The organism is Kitasatospora sp. MAP12-44, assembly GCF_029892095.1.
Lineage (GTDB): Bacteria > Actinomycetota > Actinomycetes > Streptomycetales > Streptomycetaceae > Kitasatospora.
This window is the reverse complement of the sequence record NZ_JARZAE010000004.1, coordinates 546,355-564,014: the sequence shown is the minus strand read 5'-3', so window position 1 is coordinate 564,014 and position 17,660 is coordinate 546,355. Positions and strand designations below refer to the sequence as shown.

Sequence of the window (17,660 nt, the reverse complement as noted above, 5' to 3'; positions counted from 1 at the left end):
CACGCCCCGTCGACCACCCACATCGAAGGGCATTACCTTGCTGCGCTCGATTCTGCACGCCCCCACCCGGCGCACCTCCGCGAAGACGACCGGCCTCGCCGTCGTATCGGCCGCCGCGCTGGCCGCCGCCGCGCTGCTCGCCGCCGCCCCGGCGGGCGCCCAGGTCCCGGAGACCGCCGGCCACGCCCTGCACACCCGGTCCGCGGCCCCGGCCGCCACCGGCAACAACCTGGCCTACGGCGGCGGCAACATCGTCACCAACCAGAAGGTCTACATCGTGTACTGGGGGAACCAGTGGGGCACCGGCTCCACGGTCACCAACGACCCCTCGGGCGAGGCCGCGCTCCAGCTCTCGTTCTTCCAGCACGCGTACGGCACCGGCGACAGCTGGTCCAACTCCCAGACGCAGTACTGCCAGGGCGTGGCCGTCGGCACCACCCAGTGCAACGGCGCGGGCACCGCGGTGGGCCACCCCTCCTCGAACCCGGTGGCGGGCACCTGGCTGGACAGCTCGATCAAGGCCCCGGCCAAGCCCGGCCAGACGGCGATAGCCGCCGAAGCGGCCAAGGCCGCCGCGCACTTCGGGGTCTCCGGCGACAACGTCCAGATCATCGTGGACGCGGCGCACGGCGTCGTCCCGTCGGGCTTCGGGACCCAGTACTGCGCCTGGCACGACCACACCAGCACCAGCAGCGGCAAGGATCTCCCGTACACCAACATGCCGTACGTCTCCGACGCCGGCACCGGCTGCGGCGCCAACTTCGTGGCCACCGGCAGCAGCGGTGTCAACGGGGCGACCGAGGGCGTCACCATCGTCGGCGGCCACGAGTACGCCGAGACCCTCACCGACCCCGCGCCGAGCAGCGGTTGGGTCGACAGCACGGGCTCCGAGACCGGGGACAAGTGCGCCTGGGTCGCCAGCGGCCAGGGCGCCTCGTCGATCATCACCATGAACGGCGCCAAGTACGCCGTGCAGTCGCTCTGGAGCAACAACTTCAACGGTGGTGCCGGAGGCTGCGTCAGCTCCTACACCAGTGCCACCAACCAGCACTGACGATCCGTCAGGATGGCGCGCCGCTCCCGCGGCGCGCCATCGCGTTCCCCGCCCCCACTTGGAAGGACGCGTGTGTCACCACGCACGGCGCGACGCGGTCGCGTGATGCTGTCGGCCCTGATCGTCGTGCTCGCCGCCGCAGGCTGCTCGACGGCGAAGACGGCGAAGACGGCGACGACGGCGACGACGGCGAGGGCGGCGACGACGGCGTCGGCCCACCCCGCCGCACAGGCGGCCGCGGCATGCCGCCAGCCACCCGAGGCAGTGCTGCCGGGCATGGCCGGCACGCTCACCGAGGCCGACTCCGGCGTCTTCTGCCTGCCACTCGGCAGTCGGCTCGCCGTCTTCCTCACCCCGCCGTCGGGCGATCCGACGTCAGCAGGCCGCTGGAGCGCCGTGGTCAGCTCCAGCCCGCCCGTGCTGACCGACGCCGGTGCCGGGATGCTCACCGCTCCCATCGGCGTCACCCCGGGGATCTTCCAGGGCACGAGGGCGGGCGAAGCCCGGTTGAGCAGCGGTACCGCGGCCGGGAAGACCTGGCAGGTCACCGTCGTGGTGTCGTAGCCGCAGCGGGTCGGGTGCAGGGATAGCGTCCCGTAGACGTCGTGAGCTGAACGGCGGACCAGCACCAGGACTGCGACCAGGACTGCGACCAGACAGGGAAAGCAGATGCGCGTATCAGTCATCGGCTGCGGGCATCTGGGGGCCCCGCACGCCGCCGCCATGGCGGAACTCGGCCACGAGGTGGTCGGCGTCGAGCTGGACCCGGCCAAGGCCGCCCAGCTCGCCACCGGAAAGGCGTGGTTCTACGAGGAGGGCCTGGACGGGCTCCTCGCCCGCCATGTCGCCGGTGGGCGGCTGAGGTTCACCGAGGACATCCGCGAGGCCGCCGAGTTCGCGGACGTCCACTTTCTCGCCGTCGGAACCCCCCTCGCCCAGGGCGGACAGGGCTACGACATGAGCCAGCTGATCGCCGCCTGCCAGGCCCTGGCGCCGCACCTGACGCGACCCAGTCTGATCATCGGCAAGTCCACGGTCACGGTCGGCACCGTCGCCAAGATCACCGAGGTCTTTCAGCGCCTGGCACCGGCCGGCACCGCCGAGGTCTCCTGGAACCCGGAGTTCCTTCGCGAGGGCCACGCGATCGAGGACACCCTGACCCCGGACCGCATCGTCATCGGTCTCACCTCCGAGCGGGCCGAGCGCACCGTGCGCGAGGTGTACGCGCCGATCCTGGCCGGCGGTGTCGAACTGATCGTCACCGATCCGCAGACGGCCGAGATGATCAAGTCTGCGGCGAACTCCTTCCTCGCGATGAAGATCTCCTACATCAATGCGATGAGCGACGTGTGTGCCCTGACCGGGGCCGACGTCAACACGCTCGCCTACGCGCTGGGCGTGGACGCCCGGATCGGCCATGGCGGCATGCGGCCCGGCATCGGATACGGCGGCGGCTGCCTGCCCAAGGACGTGCGGGCCTTCACCCACCGCATCGGCGAACTGGGTGCCCGCAACGCCCACCAGCTGCTTGAGGCCGTCGACGCGGTGAACCGCGCCCGCCCGGTCCAGGCCGCCGACCTGGTGGCCCGGGCGTGCGACGGCACCCTTGCCGGTCGGCGGATCGCCGTCCTCGGCGCGTCCTTCAAGGCCGGCACCGACGACCTGCGCGACTCCCCGGCGCTGAACCTGGCCGAGCTGCTGCACCGTCGCGGCGCCTTGCCGGTGGTCTACGACCCTCAGGCCGGCGAGGCCCTCGCCAGGAGTCACCCCGAGTTCGTCCACGCCACCTCGGCGCTGGACGCGATCCGGGGCGCACAGGCGGTCGTGATCGGTACCGAGTGGCCCCAGTTCACCAAGGACCCCGAACTCCCGGCCGCGGCGGCGCTGCTGGCGGCACGACGGGTGGTCATCGATGTGCGCAACGCCGTCGACACCGAGGTGTGGCAGCGCGCCGGCTGGCAGGTCTGGCAGCTCGGACGCCCCACGAGACACCCCGTCGAATAGCTGCCTCCGCTAGGTGCCTCCGCGCTTAGGGCCTGTCCGGGGACACCGTCGGTAGGCCGAGCAGGTGGCGGTAGCAGTGGTCGATGGCCGCGCACATGGCCGCCGGGTCGAAGGTCGCGCGGACCCGGGCGCGGCCCTGGCGGCCCATCGCGCTCGCCTGCTCGGGGTGGTCGAGGAGCCAGCCGACCGCGCGGGCCAGCGCGGCGGGGTCGCCCGGCGCCGAGAGCAGGCCGGTGGCGCCGGGCTCCACCAGGTCGGGGATGCCGTTGACACAGGTGGCCGCGACCGGACGGGCCGCGGCCAGCGCCTCGGTCAGGGCTCGACCCAGTCCTTCGTAGAGCGAGGCGACGACGAAGACGTCCAGACCCGCGACCAGTCTCGCGGCGTCCGGACGATACCCGACGAGCTGCACCGGCACGCCCAGTTCGGCCGCCAGCCCCCGCACGTCGTCCTCCAGCGGGCCGCCGCCGACCATCACGAACGCGGTGTCGGGGTGCTCGGCGTGCACCGCCGCCGCCATTCTGACGAAGTCCAGCGGTGCCTTCTGCCGGTCGATCCGACCGATCGTGCCGACCAGCGCGACGCTCTCCGGTACGCCCAGCTCCCAGCGGGCGGCCGGGTCGTAGTCGGCGGGGATGTCCTCCAGGTCGACGGCCGAGGGCACCACCCGTACCCGCCCGGGTGGCGCGAGCCGCTGCTCGACCACCTCCCGGGCCAGCTGCGGGGCGACCGCGAGGAAGACGTCCGTGAACCGGCGCGGCAGCCGCTCCAAGCGGCGGTAGAGCGCCCGCCGGCCACGCGGCATCCGGTCGTGGAAGCTGAGGCCGTGGAAGGTGTGGACCACGACCGGCGTCCGGCAGGCGCCGGCGGCGAACCGCCCCAGGAAGCCGCCCTTCGCCGAATGAGTGTGCACGACGGAGAACCGCTCGCGCCGGATCAGCCGGATCAGCCGGCACAGCACCAAGAGGTCGGCCGGGGTGAGCACTTCGCGAAAGCCCGGGATCTCCACGGTCCGCACACCGGCCGCCCGGGCCCGCTCCCACAGGTCGCCACCGGGCACCCCGGCGACCCAGACCTCGTACACCTGCGGATCCATGCCGACGGCCGTCATCAGCGTGTTGCCGCCCGCGCCCGCCCAGAACCGGGTGATCACGTGCAGCACCTTCACCCGGGGTGGGGCGGGCTGGGGCGGCAGCTGCCTGCGGGGGGCAACCAGCGCCGGGGCGGCAGGCCAGCCGGTCATCGTGGCACCGCCGAACCCGTCACGGCCGGCGCGCCGGCCGCCGCCGCACCCACCAGGGCTCCGACCCGCGTCGCGCGCTCGGCCTCGACCATGGCCGCGAGCCCCTCGCGGATCCCCACCCTCGGCCGGTAGCCGAGGTGGCGCCGGGCCAGTGCGGTGTCGGCGGCCGTGTGCCGCACGTCGCCGTCCTGCTCCGGCAGTCGGCGCAGCACCACCGGCGCGGCCAACTCGGAGACGATGTCGATGACCTGGTTCATCGTCACGCACTGGCCCCCGCCCACGTTGGCCACCCCGGTCCACGGGCGCAGCGCGGCCTGCCGCATCACCGTCACCACGTCCCGCACATATGTGAAGTCCCGGGTCTGCAGGCCGTCGCCGTGCAGGGGGAACGGATCGCCCGTGAGTGCGGCCGGGATCAGCCGAGCGAAGGCCATGTCGGGGCGCTGGCGCGGGCCGTAGACGCTGAATAGCCGCAGCGAGACGGTCGGGAGGCCGAAGCAGGTCCGGTAGAGCTCGCACAGGTGCTCGGCGGCCAGCTTGGTGACGCCGTAGGGGGAGACCGGTCGCGGTCGCAGGGTCTCGGCGGTGGGGTAGGCCTCGGCGTCGCCGTAGACCGAGGAGCTGGAGGCGTAGACGAGCTTGCGCAGCCGCGCCCCGCGCGCGGCCTCCAGCACCCGCTGGGTCGCCTGGACGTTCCGCTCCAGGTACTGCGCGAAGTTCTCGCCCCAGGAGGCCCGCACGCCCGGCTGGCCGGCCAGGTGGTAGACCACTTCGGTGGTGGCGAAGAGCTCCGCGAGCGGTATGCCCAGCAGGTCCGCGCGCCGGAAGGCGAAGCGCGGGCGACCGAGCAGGGCGGCGAGGTTGCGCTCCTTGCGCCCGGGGTCGTAGTAGTCGGTCATTGAGTCGACGCCGACCACCTCGTCGCCGCAGCCGAGCAGGTGCTCGCACAGGTGGGACCCGATGAATCCGGCCGCGCCGGTGACCACGGTGCGCATCTCGAACCTCCTTGCCCCCCTGCTGACAGGTGTTCAGTTCTGACAGGTGTTCAGTGAGCTGGTGGGAGCAGGCGCCGCAGCGCGAGCAGGTGCCCGACGGTGCGCAGCACGACGGCCAGGTCGCCCGCGATCGAGGAGGTCGCGAGGTACTCGCTGTCCAGCGCGACCCGCTGCGGCACCAGGACCTCCAGGTAGTACGCCTCCGGATCGGCGACGCCCTGCGGCGCGGCCGCCAGCTCGTTCGCGCGCAGCTGGACCGGCCCGGTCAGGCCGGGGCGGTAGGCGAAGACCCAGCGGCACTGCGGCGGATAGCGGCGGGCCAGCGCGGGAGTCTCCGGACGCGGCCCGACCAGGGTCATGTCGCCTCGCAGCAGGTTGAGCAGCTGCGGGAGCTCGTCGAGGCTGGTAGCGCGCAGCAGCCGGCCCACCCGGGTCACCCGCGGGTCACCGCGACCGGTCACCTCGGGGCCGGTGGCGCCGGCGCGCATGGATCGGAACTTGTACAGGGTGAACAGCCGGCCGCGTTCGCCGACTCGCTGCTGGCGGAAGAGCACCGGGCCGGCGCTGCTCGCGCGCACCACCACGGCGAGCACGAGCAGCAGCGGGGAGAGCAGCAGCAGGGCTGACAGCCCGGTGACGACATCGAGGAACCGGCGGGCCCGGCCGGGCCACCGGGGCTGCGGCTGCGGCTGCGGCTGCGGCGGCTGCGACACGCGAGGGCGGCTGGCCAGGGCCATGGGGCTCAGCTCCCCGCTGCGGGGGCCCGCCGCAGCAGCCAGCGCAGATAGCCCGCGAGGCCGTCGACGGTCTCGCGCAGCTCCGCCCGGCTGCCATGCAGCACGGCCCTGGCCAGCCGGGCGGGCAGTTCGACCGCGAAAGTCAGCACGACCAGCAGTCCGGCCTGGCCGCGCGACCAGTGGCGGCGGGAGTACAGGGTGCGGCTGCGCAGCGAGTAGCTGAGCCGGCGGCCGCGGACCTGGTCGGTGCTGGTGTTCCCGGCGTGGTAGATCCGGGCTTCGCCGAGGTAGTAGGACCGCCAGCCGCACTGCCGGGCCCGCAGTGCCAGGTCCACCTCCTCGTAGTACAGGAAGTAGCGCTGGTCGAAGCCGCCCAGCTGCTCGAACAGCGGGCGCCGGACCAGGTAGAACGCCCCGATCACCTGGTCGACCGGGCCGGAGCGGCGGGTCTCGGCGGGCCCCAGGTGGTGCGGGGGGAAGACGGTCGGCAGCATCCGGTCGAGTCCGGTCATCTTGCCGAAGAGGATGGGCAGGGTCGGGAACCGGGAGCAGGAGATGCCGGGCCGGCCCCGCGCGTCGAGAATCCGGCCGCCCAGGATCCCGACGTCGGCGGCCGCGGGGGTGCTCAGGAACTCGCCGACCGTCCGCAGCGTGTCCGGGTAGAGCTCGGTGTCCGGGTTGAGGAACAGCAGGTAGTCGCCCGTGCGGTGGGCGGCGCCCTGGTTGCAGCCTGCGGCAAAGCCCCGGTTCTCGCGGTTGCGCACGATGCTGAGCGGGAGGGCGGACGGCTCCAGCCGGTCCGCCGAGCGGTCGCGCGAGGCGTTGTCGACCACCACCACCGCACCGACCTCCAGCACCGATCGGTCGGTGCGCTCGATCGAGCGCAGGCAGGCGCGCAGAGCGGGCCCGGTGTTCCAGTTGACGATCACCACGTCGACCGTCGCTGTGCGGGTCCGGTTGGCCGAGGAGACGGTGGTCATGCGACGGCCCTGCCCAGCTCCAGCGAGGCGGTCCACTCCGGCAGCCAGCGCTGGTAGGAGTACTGCCGGCAGGTGACCTGGTGGGCCCGGTCGCCCAGGCGCTCCCGGGTGGCGGCGGAGCAGCCCAGCAGGCCGAGGAGCGCCTCGGCCCACTCGCCCGCGCCCCGCGGCGCGGGCAGGCCGAAGCGGGCCAGGATCTCCGCGTTGACACCGATCGGATCGGCCACCGCGGGCAGGCCGGCAGCGCCGTACTGCAACAGCTTGTAGCCGCACTTGCCCCGGCTGTAGGCGGTGTCCGGGAGCGGCATCAGGCCGACGTCGAGCTCGGCCAACGCGGCGCCCTGGCGGGCCTCGCTCCAGTCGACCCGGTCGACGATGCCCTCCAGGGCGCCGAGTGAGCGGCGGGTGGTGCCGATCAGGGTCAACCGGGCTCCGGTGCGGCGGTGCACCTCGGCCAGTGCGTCCGCGATCAGCAGCAGGTACCGCTCGTTGCCCGGCGAACCGAGCCAGCCGAGCCGGGGCGGGTCGTGCAGCGCGTAGCTGTTCTTGCGGAGGTAACCGGCCGGATCCACGCAGCTGGGGATCATCCGGACGTCGCGGTGGTGCTCGCCGGCCCAGTCGGCGAGCACCGGGCACCCGGCGACCACCCGGTCGGCGCACTGCACGGCGGCCAGTGCCTTGGGGGCCTTGGGGGCCAGCCGCCGCAGCGGCGACCCGTTCCCGTGGTCCCACTGCAAGGCATCGTCGAAGTCGTAGACCGCGAACTCCGCGCGGCTGATCAGCAGGCGTTCCAGGCCGCCACGGCTGAGCGGGGAGGCCTCCCGGTGCAGCAGCAGCCGGCCCGGGCGCGCGGCCGCGATCGCCCGCAGTCGCAGCTCGGCCCTGGCCACGGCGGCCGGTCGGCGGGCCAGTTGAGCCGGCCGGGCGTCGCGCCGGGCCAGGTAGCTGCTGACCACGAAGTCGGTGTCGACCAGGTCCAGCCACTCGAATACCCGCACCCGCGCGCTGCCGGCGCCGCGGCCGTAGGGAGTGATGGCGCAGTGGCTGATGGGAGTGCTCCGCGTGTTCACGACCTTCGCCCGGGTTCGGCAGGCAGACCTTCGCTGACCTGTATGACACTCAGGTAAGAGGAGAACGGCCGTCGGCGGCTCCCGCATTCGGACGAGAATCGCTGTAGCCCGTCCCAGTCGTCCGTCCCTCGACCGCGCCGACCACGGGAGGGCACGTGCCGCTCGCCGACCCGGGTACCGTCCGCCCGCTGCTGGTCTGCCCCCGCTGCCGCTGCGCCCTGGTGGCCGAGCCCACCGCCTTCCGCTGCGCCGCGCCGCACTGCGCGCTGCACCAGGTGGGGTCCTTCCCGGTGATCGGGGGCAGCCCCGTACTGGTCGACTTCGAGCGAAGCGTGCTGCCCCGCCCGACGGCGGGCCGACCGGGCACCGGTCCGCCGCGACCGGCCCTGGAACGCCTGCCACCGCGGCTGCGCGGGCTGTGGCGTCCGGTGAACCGGGTGGCGGTGCGCAACACGGGCCGGCTGCTACGGGCACTGCCAGGACCCGCCCCGACGGTGCTGGTGGTCGGCGGCGCGACGGTCGGCAACGGGACGGCAGCGCTCTACAGCGATCCCCGGATCCGGCTGATCGGCTTCGACATCGCCCCCAGCCCGTGGACGCAGTTCGTGGCCGACGCCCACCAGATCCCGCTGGCCGACCGGAGCGTCGACGCGGTGGTGGTCCAGGCGGTGCTGGAGCACGTGCTGGACCCGGCGCTGGTCGTCGCCGAGATCCACCGGGTGCTCACGGCGGGCGGCCTGGTGTACGCCGAGACGCCGTTCCTGCAACAAGTGCACGCCGGCCCCTACGACTTCACCCGCTTCACCCTGAGCGGCCACCGCTACCTGTTCCGCCGCTTCGCCGAGCTGGACGCCGGTGCCGTCGCGGGACCCGGCACCCAGCTGCTGTGGAGCCTGGACCACCTGGCCCGAGGGCTCACCCGCTCGGCCACCGCGGGTCGGCTGGCGCGCGGGCTGCTGGGCTGGCTGCGGCTGCTGGACGCGGCCGTCCCGCCCCGCTATGCCGAGGACAGCGCCTGCGCCTGCTACTTCCTGGGCCGCAAGCGGGCGGACGGCATGTCACCCGCGCAGATCGTCGAGTACTACCGGGGAGCGCAGCCGCCTGGCTGAGACACCGGCGCTCAGGACCCCGCGGTCCGCAAAAGACGTAGTCAGGCTCCCACCACCGCTGCATCCCCCATCACCGGGCGGTCCGTAGCGTTGGCACCGTCCGAGTCCCAACCGCGCGCGATGCCGCCGGTCGACGGACGGAGGAACCCGATGGACCTGCGCGACTACGCCCGAGTGCTGCGCGAGCGATGGCGTTTCGTTGTCGCCTGCGTGCTCGTCTTTGTCGCCGCCGCGGCCGCCGCGGTCGCCCTGACACCCCGCAGCTACAGCGCGCACGCTCGGCTCTTCGTCGCCACCAGCGACGTGAGCAGCGCCAACGCCTATCAGGGCGGCCTGTTCTCGGAGGAGCGGGTCAAGTCCTACACCCAGATCGTGAACAGCCCGCCGGTCATCGACGGCGTGATCAACGCGCTGCACTTGCATTCCACACCCAGCCAGCTGGCCGGCAAGATCAGTGCGACCGCGCCACTGGACACCGTGCTGGTCGACATCAAGGTGACCGACAGCTCGCCGCAGCAGGCGCAGGCGATCGCCAACGAGACCGCGGTGCAGTTCACCCAGTTCGTGGCCCAGATCGAGCAGACGTCGCCCGGCGGCGGCGCCACGCTGGTGAAGGTCAGCGCGGTCGGCCCGTCCACCGCGCCCACCTCGCCGACCAGCCCGCAGCCCGCGCTGTACTTGGGGATCGGACTGGCCGCCGGGCTCGCCGTGGGCGTCAGCGGCGCCATCCTGCGGGCCTCCCTGGACACCCGGATGAGGACCCGGGACGACGTACGCCGCGAGCTCGGCCTGCCGACGCTGGGCGCGGTGTCGGCCGACCCCGCGCTGCGCGGTCGCTCGCCGGTCGCGGACCCGCGCGGATCGCGCCGGGCGGAGGACCTCGGGCAGCTGCGCACCGCCCTGCGCTACGCCGCCGGCGAGCAGCCGCCGCGCGCGGTCGTGCTGGCGAGCGCGCTGCCGGGCGAGGGCCGCACCACCATGGCGGTCGACCTCGCGCTGAGCTACGCGCAGACCGGCCGCCGGATCGTGCTGGTCGAGAGCGACTTGCGCGAGCCACGGCTCGCCGAGTACCTCGGCCTCGCCTCGCAACCCGGTCTCACCGAGCTGCTCACCGCGGCGGCCACGCCGGGCGAGGCGGTGCAGGACTGGGGCGGCGGGCTGCTCCAGGTCGTCACGGCCGGCGGCCTGCCCGCCGAGCCTGGTGAACTGCTGGCCGGTGCCGACCTGCGCGCTCTGCTGAACGTGCTGCAGGAGCGCGCGGACCTGGTGCTGCTGGACAGCCCGCCCCTGCTGCCGTTCACCGACGCGGCGCTGCTGGCCGCCGAGGCCGGCCACGCGCTGCTGGTGGTCCGCAGCGGCGTGACGCACCAGGCCGGGGCCCGCCGAGCACTGGAGAGCCTGAGGGCGGTGGACACCAGGGTGCTGGGTGCGGTGCTGACCGCGGTACCCCGCAGCCGCACGGAGCGCACCGCGCCGAAGGGCCGTCCGGCACCGGACACCGGGCAGCGGCCGGTGCCCTGGCCCGACGGCTGGAACGGCGCCGCGAGCCGGCGCGCGGGCTCGGGCCCGCTGACGGACGGTGTGCCGGTGGCCGGCGCCCGCAGCCGGCTAGAGCAGCCGCGCGGATAGCGCCGCGGTCGGGTCGGGCAACCCATGTCTCCGCTGTCTCCGCAGTCAGCCGCACTGGTCCTGGGGATCACCGCCCTGCTGGCGCTGATCCCCATCCTGGTCGGGCTGGTCAGGGCCCGCACGGCCCACGACTGGACCCTGACCACCACGCTGGTCCTCGCGGTCGGGATGGCCGGCAGCCTGCCCACCATCGCGGCCGACTTCGCGACCAGCCAGCAGCCCGTGCTGACGGACGCTTTCGGCAACCCCGAGGTGGGACTGCCGGCCGCCGCCTACCGGGTGGACCAGGCCGTCAACGCCGCGCTGCTCCTGGGGTGCGCGGCGTTCCTGGTGCTGCGCTGTGTCAGCGGCCGGGCCCGGATCAACGTCGCACCGCTGATCGCCGCCGCGCTCTGCCTGGTGCTGGCAGTCTCCGACGGCCTGAACGGTCATCAGATCTTCGCCAGCCGCCAGGTGGTGCTGCTGGTGGTGCTGCTGGCGGCGGCGGTCGCCAGACCGGGCCGCTCGGCCCTGCTGGGCGCGGCGATGACCGGCCTGCTGCTCACCGTGCTCAGCGGGGTGCAGGCGCTGGTGGTGGGGACGGGCGCGTTCCGGGACTGCCGCAGTGACAAGTGCGGGGTCCTCGGGGTGCTGTACACCGGAGTGTTCAGCAACGAGAACACCTTCGGTCTGGCCCTGGCGCTCTCGGTGCCGTTCATCTGGCTCGGGCTGCGCGGCCGGATCCGGGTGCTGCTGGCCTGGTACACCGGGCTGGTGGTGCTCGCCACGGGCAGCCGGCAGGCCATCGCCGCCGCAGGCATCGCGCTGCTGCTCCTGGTGCTGCTGCGCCCCCGGCTGCCGGAGGAGTACCCGGCTGGTAGCCGGCGGCCGCTGTCGGCGGGACGCTCGCTGCTGGCCGGGTGCGTGGTCTGCGGGGCCGCCGCCGTCGGCCTGATCCTGCCGTTCCTGAACCTGAGCGCCGACGCGCTCTCCCAGCGGGTCTACTTCTGGGACGTCGCCCGCCAGCAGCTGCCGTCCTCGCCGCTCTACGGCTTCGGCGCCAAGGCCTGGTCCGGCCTCTACCAGTTGGGCGAGATCCCGGTGGCGCTCACCTACTCGGTGCACAACCAGTGGCTCGACGTGCTGTACGCCGGCGGCGTCATCGGGCTGGTCGTCTTCCTCGTCCTGCTCGGTTACCTGCTGCTGCGCGGCGGTGGTGCGGGCCTGGCCGCGGCCGCCTGTGTGCTCGCGCCGGTGCTGGTCGCCTCCTGCCTGGAACGGCCCTGGTCCTTCGGTGTCAACGACTGGCTGAGTTTCACCCTGGTGGCCGCCACGCTGCTTCCGGTGGCAGCCCGCCGCGGCGGGCCATCCGCGCCGTCCGCTCCGGCCGGGCGGACGGGCACGCTCGGCTCCCACGCCGCGAGCGCTCAGGTCAGGGCTCGCGCTGCTCACGGGCGATGAGACGGCCCCCGGCCTCGGCGTTACCCGGCTGCGGTGCGCCGCCTCCCGGGTGTCAGCTCGGCCGGCCGGCGGGCCGCAGGCTGTCGAGCATCTCCTCGAAGCCGCGAAGCAGCGTGCTCAGGCCGATCTCGAAGGCGACATCGCGCAGGTCTGGCGGAGCGTTCAGGAGCGGCTCCAGGCCGGGGGGCAGCCCCTCGGTCGGCAGCGAAGTCGCGCGCGGTGCGCCGAAGTCGAGGGCCGCACCGGCGAGGAAGTACTCAAGGCATTGCACGATCGGTGCCAGCCGATCCTCCGGCCAGCCGGCCTCGCGCAGCAGGGCGAAGGTGTCGGCGTAGCCCTGGAATGCGGCGATGGACTGCGTCGGCCGGGTGACCAGCAGCGGGACCATGTTCGGGTGGGCGGCGAACGCGGCGCGGTAGGCGCGGGCCCAGTTGTCGAGCGCGGCGGTCCACGGGCGGATGGCCGGGTCGAGTTCCATCTCGGCGACGATGAGATCGCAGATCCCGGTGACGATCTCGGCGCGGCTGGAGACGTAGTTGTAGAGCGACGGGCCTTTGACGCCCAGTCGGGCCGCGAGTCGGGTGGTCGACAGGGCTTCGGCGCCCTCCTCGTCGACCAGGGCGAGAGCGGCTTCCATGATCCCGTCCCGGGTCAGCAGGGACCGTGACGGCCTGCCCATCTCGCTCTCCTCTCGCACTGTCGGTCCTGTCCCGCCCCCGTGTTGGGCTGCGGACACGGGCTAGTGTACGTTCTCGATCAGGCAAAACTACTGGCTCTAGTTTTAGGGGGCGCCGGGTGGATGCTGCCTGCTGGTGCCCCGTCATCGGCAGGAGTGGCCGCGGAGGGCGACGTGTCTCCGGGGCTTGGCCGACGGCGGACTTCGGCTACCACGCGTGCGACCCCCTCGACTTGCCGGGAGCCACTGCGGCTTTTTTGCGGTGGACGTTGCCGACGCCATATCTGGCAGGTCCCTGACATTCAGCCTGACATTCAGCGGCCTGCCACCAGCCCCTTGTCCGCCTTTCGCCGAAGGTGACCCTCCGCATGTCCATGCGTACCCTCGCGCTGCCCGCGCTCGCCGCATCCGTTGTGCTCACGCTCAGCGCCTGCGACCCGACCGCGCCGGCCGTGCAGTCCGCCAACCCCTCCAACGCGGCCGCCCAGGCCGCATCCACCGCGATCGACGGTAACCTGTCGGACACGCTGCCGCCCTCGGCAAGCCAGCCGGTGACCCTGGTGACCCCGGCCGCCGACCAGGCGCAGGCCGTAGCACCGGCCCGGTCGGCGACAGCCTCGCCTGTCGGACCGTCGACCGGCCCGACCGGCGCCCACACACCGGCGCCGAACGCGGCGTCGGCCGCTCCGGCCCCGTCCGGGGGGTCCGCCGCGGCCACCACCCCCGACCTCACGTTGGACTCCTACGACCAGAAGAGCGGCAAGGCCGTCCTTGCCGTTGCCGTTGCCGACGCCGGCAAGCCGGGCACCCCCAGCCCGGCCGCCTCGGCCGCGACCACCGCTGCGGTGCGGCCCGGCCAGCTGATCGACAGCCCGCCGTCGGCGGCCGCTCCGCACGGAGCGCTGCTCGCGATCACCGGCGTCACACCGGCCACCGATGGCAAGGTGACCGCCACCACCCGCCCGGCCACCATCTCCGAACTGCTCGGCCAGACCTGGGCCGACATCAAGAGCGCCCTCGACCCGCACAAGATCCAGATCACCCCGAAGCTCAAGGACCTCAAGGCCTCCTACGTCCCGAACCCCGACGGTGGCGACGGCTCCGCCTCGGGCGCCCTGGAGCTGGACGCCAACGACAGCATCCCGCTGCCCGGTGGAGCCACCGCCACACTCAATGGCTCGCTCGAACTCGACCCCAGCGTCGCGTTCTCCTACCACGGCACCTCCGGCATCCTCGGCGCCGATCAAGCCAAGGTCGGCTTCGACCTGGGCGCCCACGCCAACTGGCACCTCACCGCGAGCCTTTCCGGCTCCACCGGCCAGGTGAAGATCCCGATCGCCACGCTCACCGCCACCCCGACGGTGATGGTCGGCACGGTGCCCGTCGTGATCACCCTCAACCTCACCCTCTACGCCGAGGTCAGCGCCGACGGCACCGTCACCGTCGACACCACGCAGCAGGTGGACGGCGACTGGGCCATCCACGCCGACTACACCAAGGCGGGCGGCTGGACCTCGGCGACCGAACCCGTCACCACCAAGGTCTCCCCGGTCAAGGCGAAGTTCACCGGCACCGCCAACGTGCGCAGCGGCCTGGTCGCGGACGGCTCCGTCGCGCTCTACGACAGCCTGGGCGTGAAGGCCACCGTCGAGCCGTACCTGCGGGCGGCGGTGAACGGCGAGGTCGACGTCGACAGCAGCGGCGCCGCCCCGACCGTCACCGGCACGGCCGGTCTCTACGGCGGTCTCGACGTCACGGGAGCCGTGATGGCGCGCATCGCCATCCTCGGCACCCCGCTGCTGGAGAAGGACCTGCCGTTCGCGCAGTACCACAACGAATGGCCCATCATCACCCGCACGGTGGGCAACGCGGCGCCGAACGCCACTGCCACACCGGGTAACTGACGCTGCATCAGATCCACCACCCGGGGCCGGCCACCGCGCCGGCCCCGGCTGCTGCGTGCTCAGCAGCGTGCTCAGCGGATGCGAGGCGGCAGGTCGGCCAGCAGCGACTCCAGTGGGCGCAGCGTCTGGTCCCAGGCCAGCCGCCGCGCCTGCGCGTAGGCCAGGTCGCTGAGCCGTCGCCACCGCGGCTCCTCGGCGAGAGCGGTCACGGCCGACAGGAAGTTCGACTCCGTGTAGGGCACGGACCCGGGCAACTCCTCCAGGTGCCGGCGCCAGGCGGGCACCAGGACCGGCAGCCCGTGCGCGAAGTACTGCAGGTGCTTGGCCGAGAAGCCGTCCCGGCGCAGTTCGTCCTGGGTGCAGGTGACCAGGCCGAGTTGGTACTCGCGCAGCACGTCGGGCTGTCGGGCGTACCCCCGGTAGTTGAGCCCGAGCCGCGGATCCGGCGGCGGGCCCCCGTAGACGTCGATGTGCGGGTAGCGCTCGGCCAGCCGCGAGAGCAGCGGAAGGTCGATGAACCGGGAGCCGAGCGAGCCGAGGTAGACGATCCGCGGCCGGTCCGCGAAACGCGCCCGCTCGGCGGACGGCGTGCAGCCGAAGTTCAGGGTCAGCAGGTTGCGGCCGCTGATGCCGTAGTGCGTGACGGCGTACCGGGCGTAGGAGTCCCAGTGGAAGGCCAGGTGGTCCACCTGTTCGAAGAGCGCGGCCTCCCTCCGGCGGAGCCGGTGGTGCTGACGGACCGTCAGGCGCCCTTCGTAGCGCAGCTCGTCGGCCCAGGGGGTGGGGCAGTCGTACAGGGTGCGGGCCGAGCCGACCGCGGTGAGCGCGCCCGCGTCGTACGGGTCCTCGCAGATGACCAGGTCGAAGGCGTCCAGTGGCAGCGCGCTGCGCAGGATCGCGCGGCGCAGCCGGTGGTCCGCGAGCAGCAGGTAGTACGACAGGAACCGCCGCCCGGTCGGCCACCTGCCGACCAGCAGGGCGCCGGCCGCCTCGGTCGCGTAGAGGGCGAGCCTGCGCGGTGTCGGGGCCGGCAGCCGGGCGCCGAGGCTTCCCCTGGCCGTGGACGCCCGGCTCAGCCGGTAGGTGTCGGCGAGCACGACCTGGTGGCCGCGCTCGCGCAGGAAGCGCTCCACCTGAAGCGGCTTCAGCCGGTTCGCGTAGTCGTCCAGCTGACAGAGGATCAGGACCCGCCGGGGCGCCGCGGTGCTCATCACGACCGCCCCGCCCCGACGGTCGGCCGCGCCGCCGCCTCCCGGGGGAGCATCCGGGCCATCGCGCCCGCCGCGACCGCCAGGCCCGCCAGCACCGGAAGGCCGGCCAGCAGCAGCGGCAGCGTCCCGTGCCAGCCGGTCAGTACGACCGGCAGTTCGCCCGCCAGCGTCACCGTTGCCGCGAGGGCGGCCACCAGACTCCACCGCGCGGACACCCGCCGCTCGCGCGGACCGGTGAACCGGCGGCAGAGCAGCACGAAGTAGGCCGAGCCCGCGACCAACCCGACCGCGGTGGCGGCGACCACCCCGAGCATGCCGAAAGCCAGCGCGAACGGCACGGTGAGCACGGTGTTGACCACGGTCGCGAGCCAGGAGTAGCGGGTCTCCAGCCCGGGGCGGCCGACCGCGCGCACCAGGCAGGTGCGCATCCCGGTGAGCGCCACATGGATGCTGTAGCCCGCCAGCAGTACGGCGGCCACCGCTCCGCTCAGCGCCAGCCCGGGGCCGAGCCAGGCCCGGACCGCGAAGGGCGCGGCGACCGTCGTCACCGCGCCGTAGGTGAGCACCGCGGGCAGCCAGCGGGCCTGCCGCCACTGGTACTCACGCACCGCGCCGGGCAGGCCACTGCGGGCGAAGACCTCGGTGAGCCGGGTGAGCACCGGCGGGAAGGCGTACAGCGGCAGGCTGCGCAGCGCCGCGGCCACCTGGTAGCCGGCCGCGTACATTCCCACGTACCGGACCGGCAGCAGCGCGGCGATCACGAAGGCGTCGATCTCGCCGTTGAGGAAGACGGTGAGGCCGGACAGCTGCATCCGCACGGCGTAGCCGGTGAACTCACGCCGCTCGGCCCGCTCGGGCAGCAGCGGCCGACGGATCGCCAGGTGCCGTGCTCCGAGCAGCAGGCCGGTGACCGCCAGCACCACGAACCGCAGCGCGGTGACGGCCGCCAGCACCGTGAGCGAGCCGGCACCGCCGTGGACCAGCATGAGCACACCGGCCGCGTAGACGGCGCAGGAGCCCAGGGTGGCCCCGGCCAGCGCGCGGAACCGGCCGTGCGCCTGGAGCAGGGAGGCAGCCGAGTCCGAGACCAGGGCGAGGGTGAGCAGCGGACCGAGGAAGCGCAGCACCGCGACGGCCTCGCCGTGCAGCTGGGGCGAGATGTGCAGCAGCCCGACCGCGGGTGCCAGGAGCAGGCAGCCACCGGTGACCAGCGCCCCGAGCGCCAGGAAGAGGGCCAGCGACCCGACCAGCAGCCGACCGGCGCCGGCCCGGTCCGCGTGGGCCCCGCGAAAGGCGTAGAAGCGCGCGAGGGAGGCGCTCACCCCGCCGTCCAGCGAGGTGAGCGTGAAGAGCAGGACCAGGACGAGCGACCACAGGCCGAACCGGTCCAGCCCCAGCCGGCGGATCAGCACGGGCGTCAGCGCGACGTTCACCACCAGTGGGGCGGCCTGCGCGACGGCGCTGTAGCCCGTCCCGGCGAAGAGCCCACCGGCGTAGCCGCCCGAACGGGCGCGCAGCCGGTCGAGGTTCAGCACAACTCTGCCCTCCAACCTGTCCTCGCACCGTACCCCGGGGCCAAAGCACCGAGAGGCCTCGATCCGCACATGG

General features: G+C 73.3%; 15 protein-coding genes. 7 read left to right on the top strand and 8 right to left on the bottom strand.

Annotated features, from left to right (window positions below; translation table 11 throughout):
- The first annotated feature begins 37 nt into the window (after window positions 1-37).
- The 3 genes from P3T34_RS03680 (at window position 38) to P3T34_RS03670 (ending at window position 3,058) form a co-directional block, all read left to right on the top strand.
- Window positions 38-1,054 (top strand): hypothetical protein, encoded by a 1,017-nt coding sequence (locus tag P3T34_RS03680; protein WP_280664518.1) that lies wholly within the window; start codon window positions 38-40, stop codon window positions 1,052-1,054.
- A 105-nt stretch (window positions 1,055-1,159) separates the two neighbouring features.
- Window positions 1,160-1,618, top strand: a complete 459-nt coding sequence (locus P3T34_RS03675) for a hypothetical protein (RefSeq protein ID WP_280664517.1) — start codon at window positions 1,160-1,162, stop codon at window positions 1,616-1,618.
- A gap of 105 nt (window positions 1,619-1,723) precedes the next feature.
- Window positions 1,724-3,058 carry a UDP-glucose/GDP-mannose dehydrogenase family protein gene (locus P3T34_RS03670; RefSeq protein WP_280664516.1) on the top strand — a complete coding sequence of 445 codons (1,335 nt, stop codon included), beginning with the start codon at window positions 1,724-1,726 and terminating at the stop codon, window positions 3,056-3,058.
- A gap of 25 nt (window positions 3,059-3,083) precedes the next feature.
- Here P3T34_RS03670 and P3T34_RS03665 read toward each other — a convergent pair whose 3' ends face one another.
- Genes P3T34_RS03665 through P3T34_RS03645 form a run of 5 tightly spaced genes read right to left on the bottom strand, consistent with a single transcriptional unit; the run spans window position 3,084 to window position 8,083 of the window.
- Window positions 3,084-4,301, bottom strand: a complete 1,218-nt coding sequence (locus P3T34_RS03665; RefSeq protein WP_280664515.1) for a glycosyltransferase — start codon at window positions 4,299-4,301, stop codon at window positions 3,084-3,086.
- On the bottom strand, window positions 4,298-5,296 hold the full coding sequence (locus P3T34_RS03660; RefSeq protein WP_280664514.1) for an NAD-dependent epimerase/dehydratase family protein: 999 nt from the start codon (window positions 5,294-5,296) through the stop codon (window positions 4,298-4,300). Before P3T34_RS03660 ends, P3T34_RS03665 begins: the two co-directional genes overlap by 4 nt.
- Before the next feature lie 50 nt (window positions 5,297-5,346).
- On the bottom strand, window positions 5,347-6,033 hold the full coding sequence (locus P3T34_RS03655; protein WP_280664513.1) for a sugar transferase: 687 nt from the start codon (window positions 6,031-6,033) through the stop codon (window positions 5,347-5,349).
- A gap of 5 nt (window positions 6,034-6,038) precedes the next feature.
- Window positions 6,039-7,013: a glycosyltransferase family 2 protein gene (locus P3T34_RS03650; protein ID WP_280664512.1), complete on the bottom strand. Its 975-nt coding sequence runs from the start codon at window positions 7,011-7,013 to the stop codon at window positions 6,039-6,041.
- Window positions 7,010-8,083: a glycosyltransferase gene (locus P3T34_RS03645; protein ID WP_280664511.1), complete on the bottom strand. Its 1,074-nt coding sequence runs from the start codon at window positions 8,081-8,083 to the stop codon at window positions 7,010-7,012. Before P3T34_RS03645 ends, P3T34_RS03650 begins: the two co-directional genes overlap by 4 nt.
- 155 nt (window positions 8,084-8,238) lie before the next feature.
- Between P3T34_RS03645 and P3T34_RS03640 the strand changes: the two genes are divergently transcribed.
- From P3T34_RS03640 to P3T34_RS03630, 3 genes are all read left to right on the top strand, one after another.
- The gene (locus P3T34_RS03640; protein ID WP_280664510.1) at window positions 8,239-9,192 is read left to right on the top strand and encodes a class I SAM-dependent methyltransferase; all 954 of its coding nucleotides are present in this window, start codon (window positions 8,239-8,241) and stop codon (window positions 9,190-9,192) included.
- Between the two features lie 150 nt (window positions 9,193-9,342).
- On the top strand, window positions 9,343-10,821 hold the full coding sequence (locus P3T34_RS03635) for a polysaccharide biosynthesis tyrosine autokinase (protein WP_280664509.1): 1,479 nt from the start codon (window positions 9,343-9,345) through the stop codon (window positions 10,819-10,821).
- A gap of 24 nt (window positions 10,822-10,845) precedes the next feature.
- A complete protein-coding gene (locus tag P3T34_RS03630; protein WP_280664508.1) occupies window positions 10,846-12,261 on the top strand; it encodes an O-antigen ligase family protein in 1,416 nt (471 codons plus the stop codon).
- A 52-nt stretch (window positions 12,262-12,313) separates the two neighbouring features.
- Here P3T34_RS03630 and P3T34_RS03625 read toward each other — a convergent pair whose 3' ends face one another.
- Window positions 12,314-12,940: a TetR/AcrR family transcriptional regulator C-terminal domain-containing protein gene (locus P3T34_RS03625; protein ID WP_280664507.1), complete on the bottom strand. Its 627-nt coding sequence runs from the start codon at window positions 12,938-12,940 to the stop codon at window positions 12,314-12,316.
- 365 nt (window positions 12,941-13,305) lie between these two features.
- On the opposite strand from P3T34_RS03625, the gene P3T34_RS03620 reads away from it, so the two are divergent.
- A complete protein-coding gene (locus P3T34_RS03620) occupies window positions 13,306-14,841 on the top strand; it encodes a hypothetical protein (RefSeq protein WP_280664506.1) in 1,536 nt (511 codons plus the stop codon).
- A 71-nt stretch (window positions 14,842-14,912) separates the two neighbouring features.
- Here P3T34_RS03620 and P3T34_RS03615 read toward each other — a convergent pair whose 3' ends face one another.
- A complete protein-coding gene (locus P3T34_RS03615) occupies window positions 14,913-16,052 on the bottom strand; it encodes a hypothetical protein (protein WP_280664505.1) in 1,140 nt (379 codons plus the stop codon).
- Window positions 16,052-17,587, bottom strand: a complete 1,536-nt coding sequence (locus tag P3T34_RS03610) for a polysaccharide biosynthesis C-terminal domain-containing protein (RefSeq protein ID WP_280664504.1) — start codon at window positions 17,585-17,587, stop codon at window positions 16,052-16,054. Before P3T34_RS03610 ends, P3T34_RS03615 begins: the two co-directional genes overlap by 1 nt.
- Window positions 17,588-17,660: the final 73 nt, after the last annotated feature.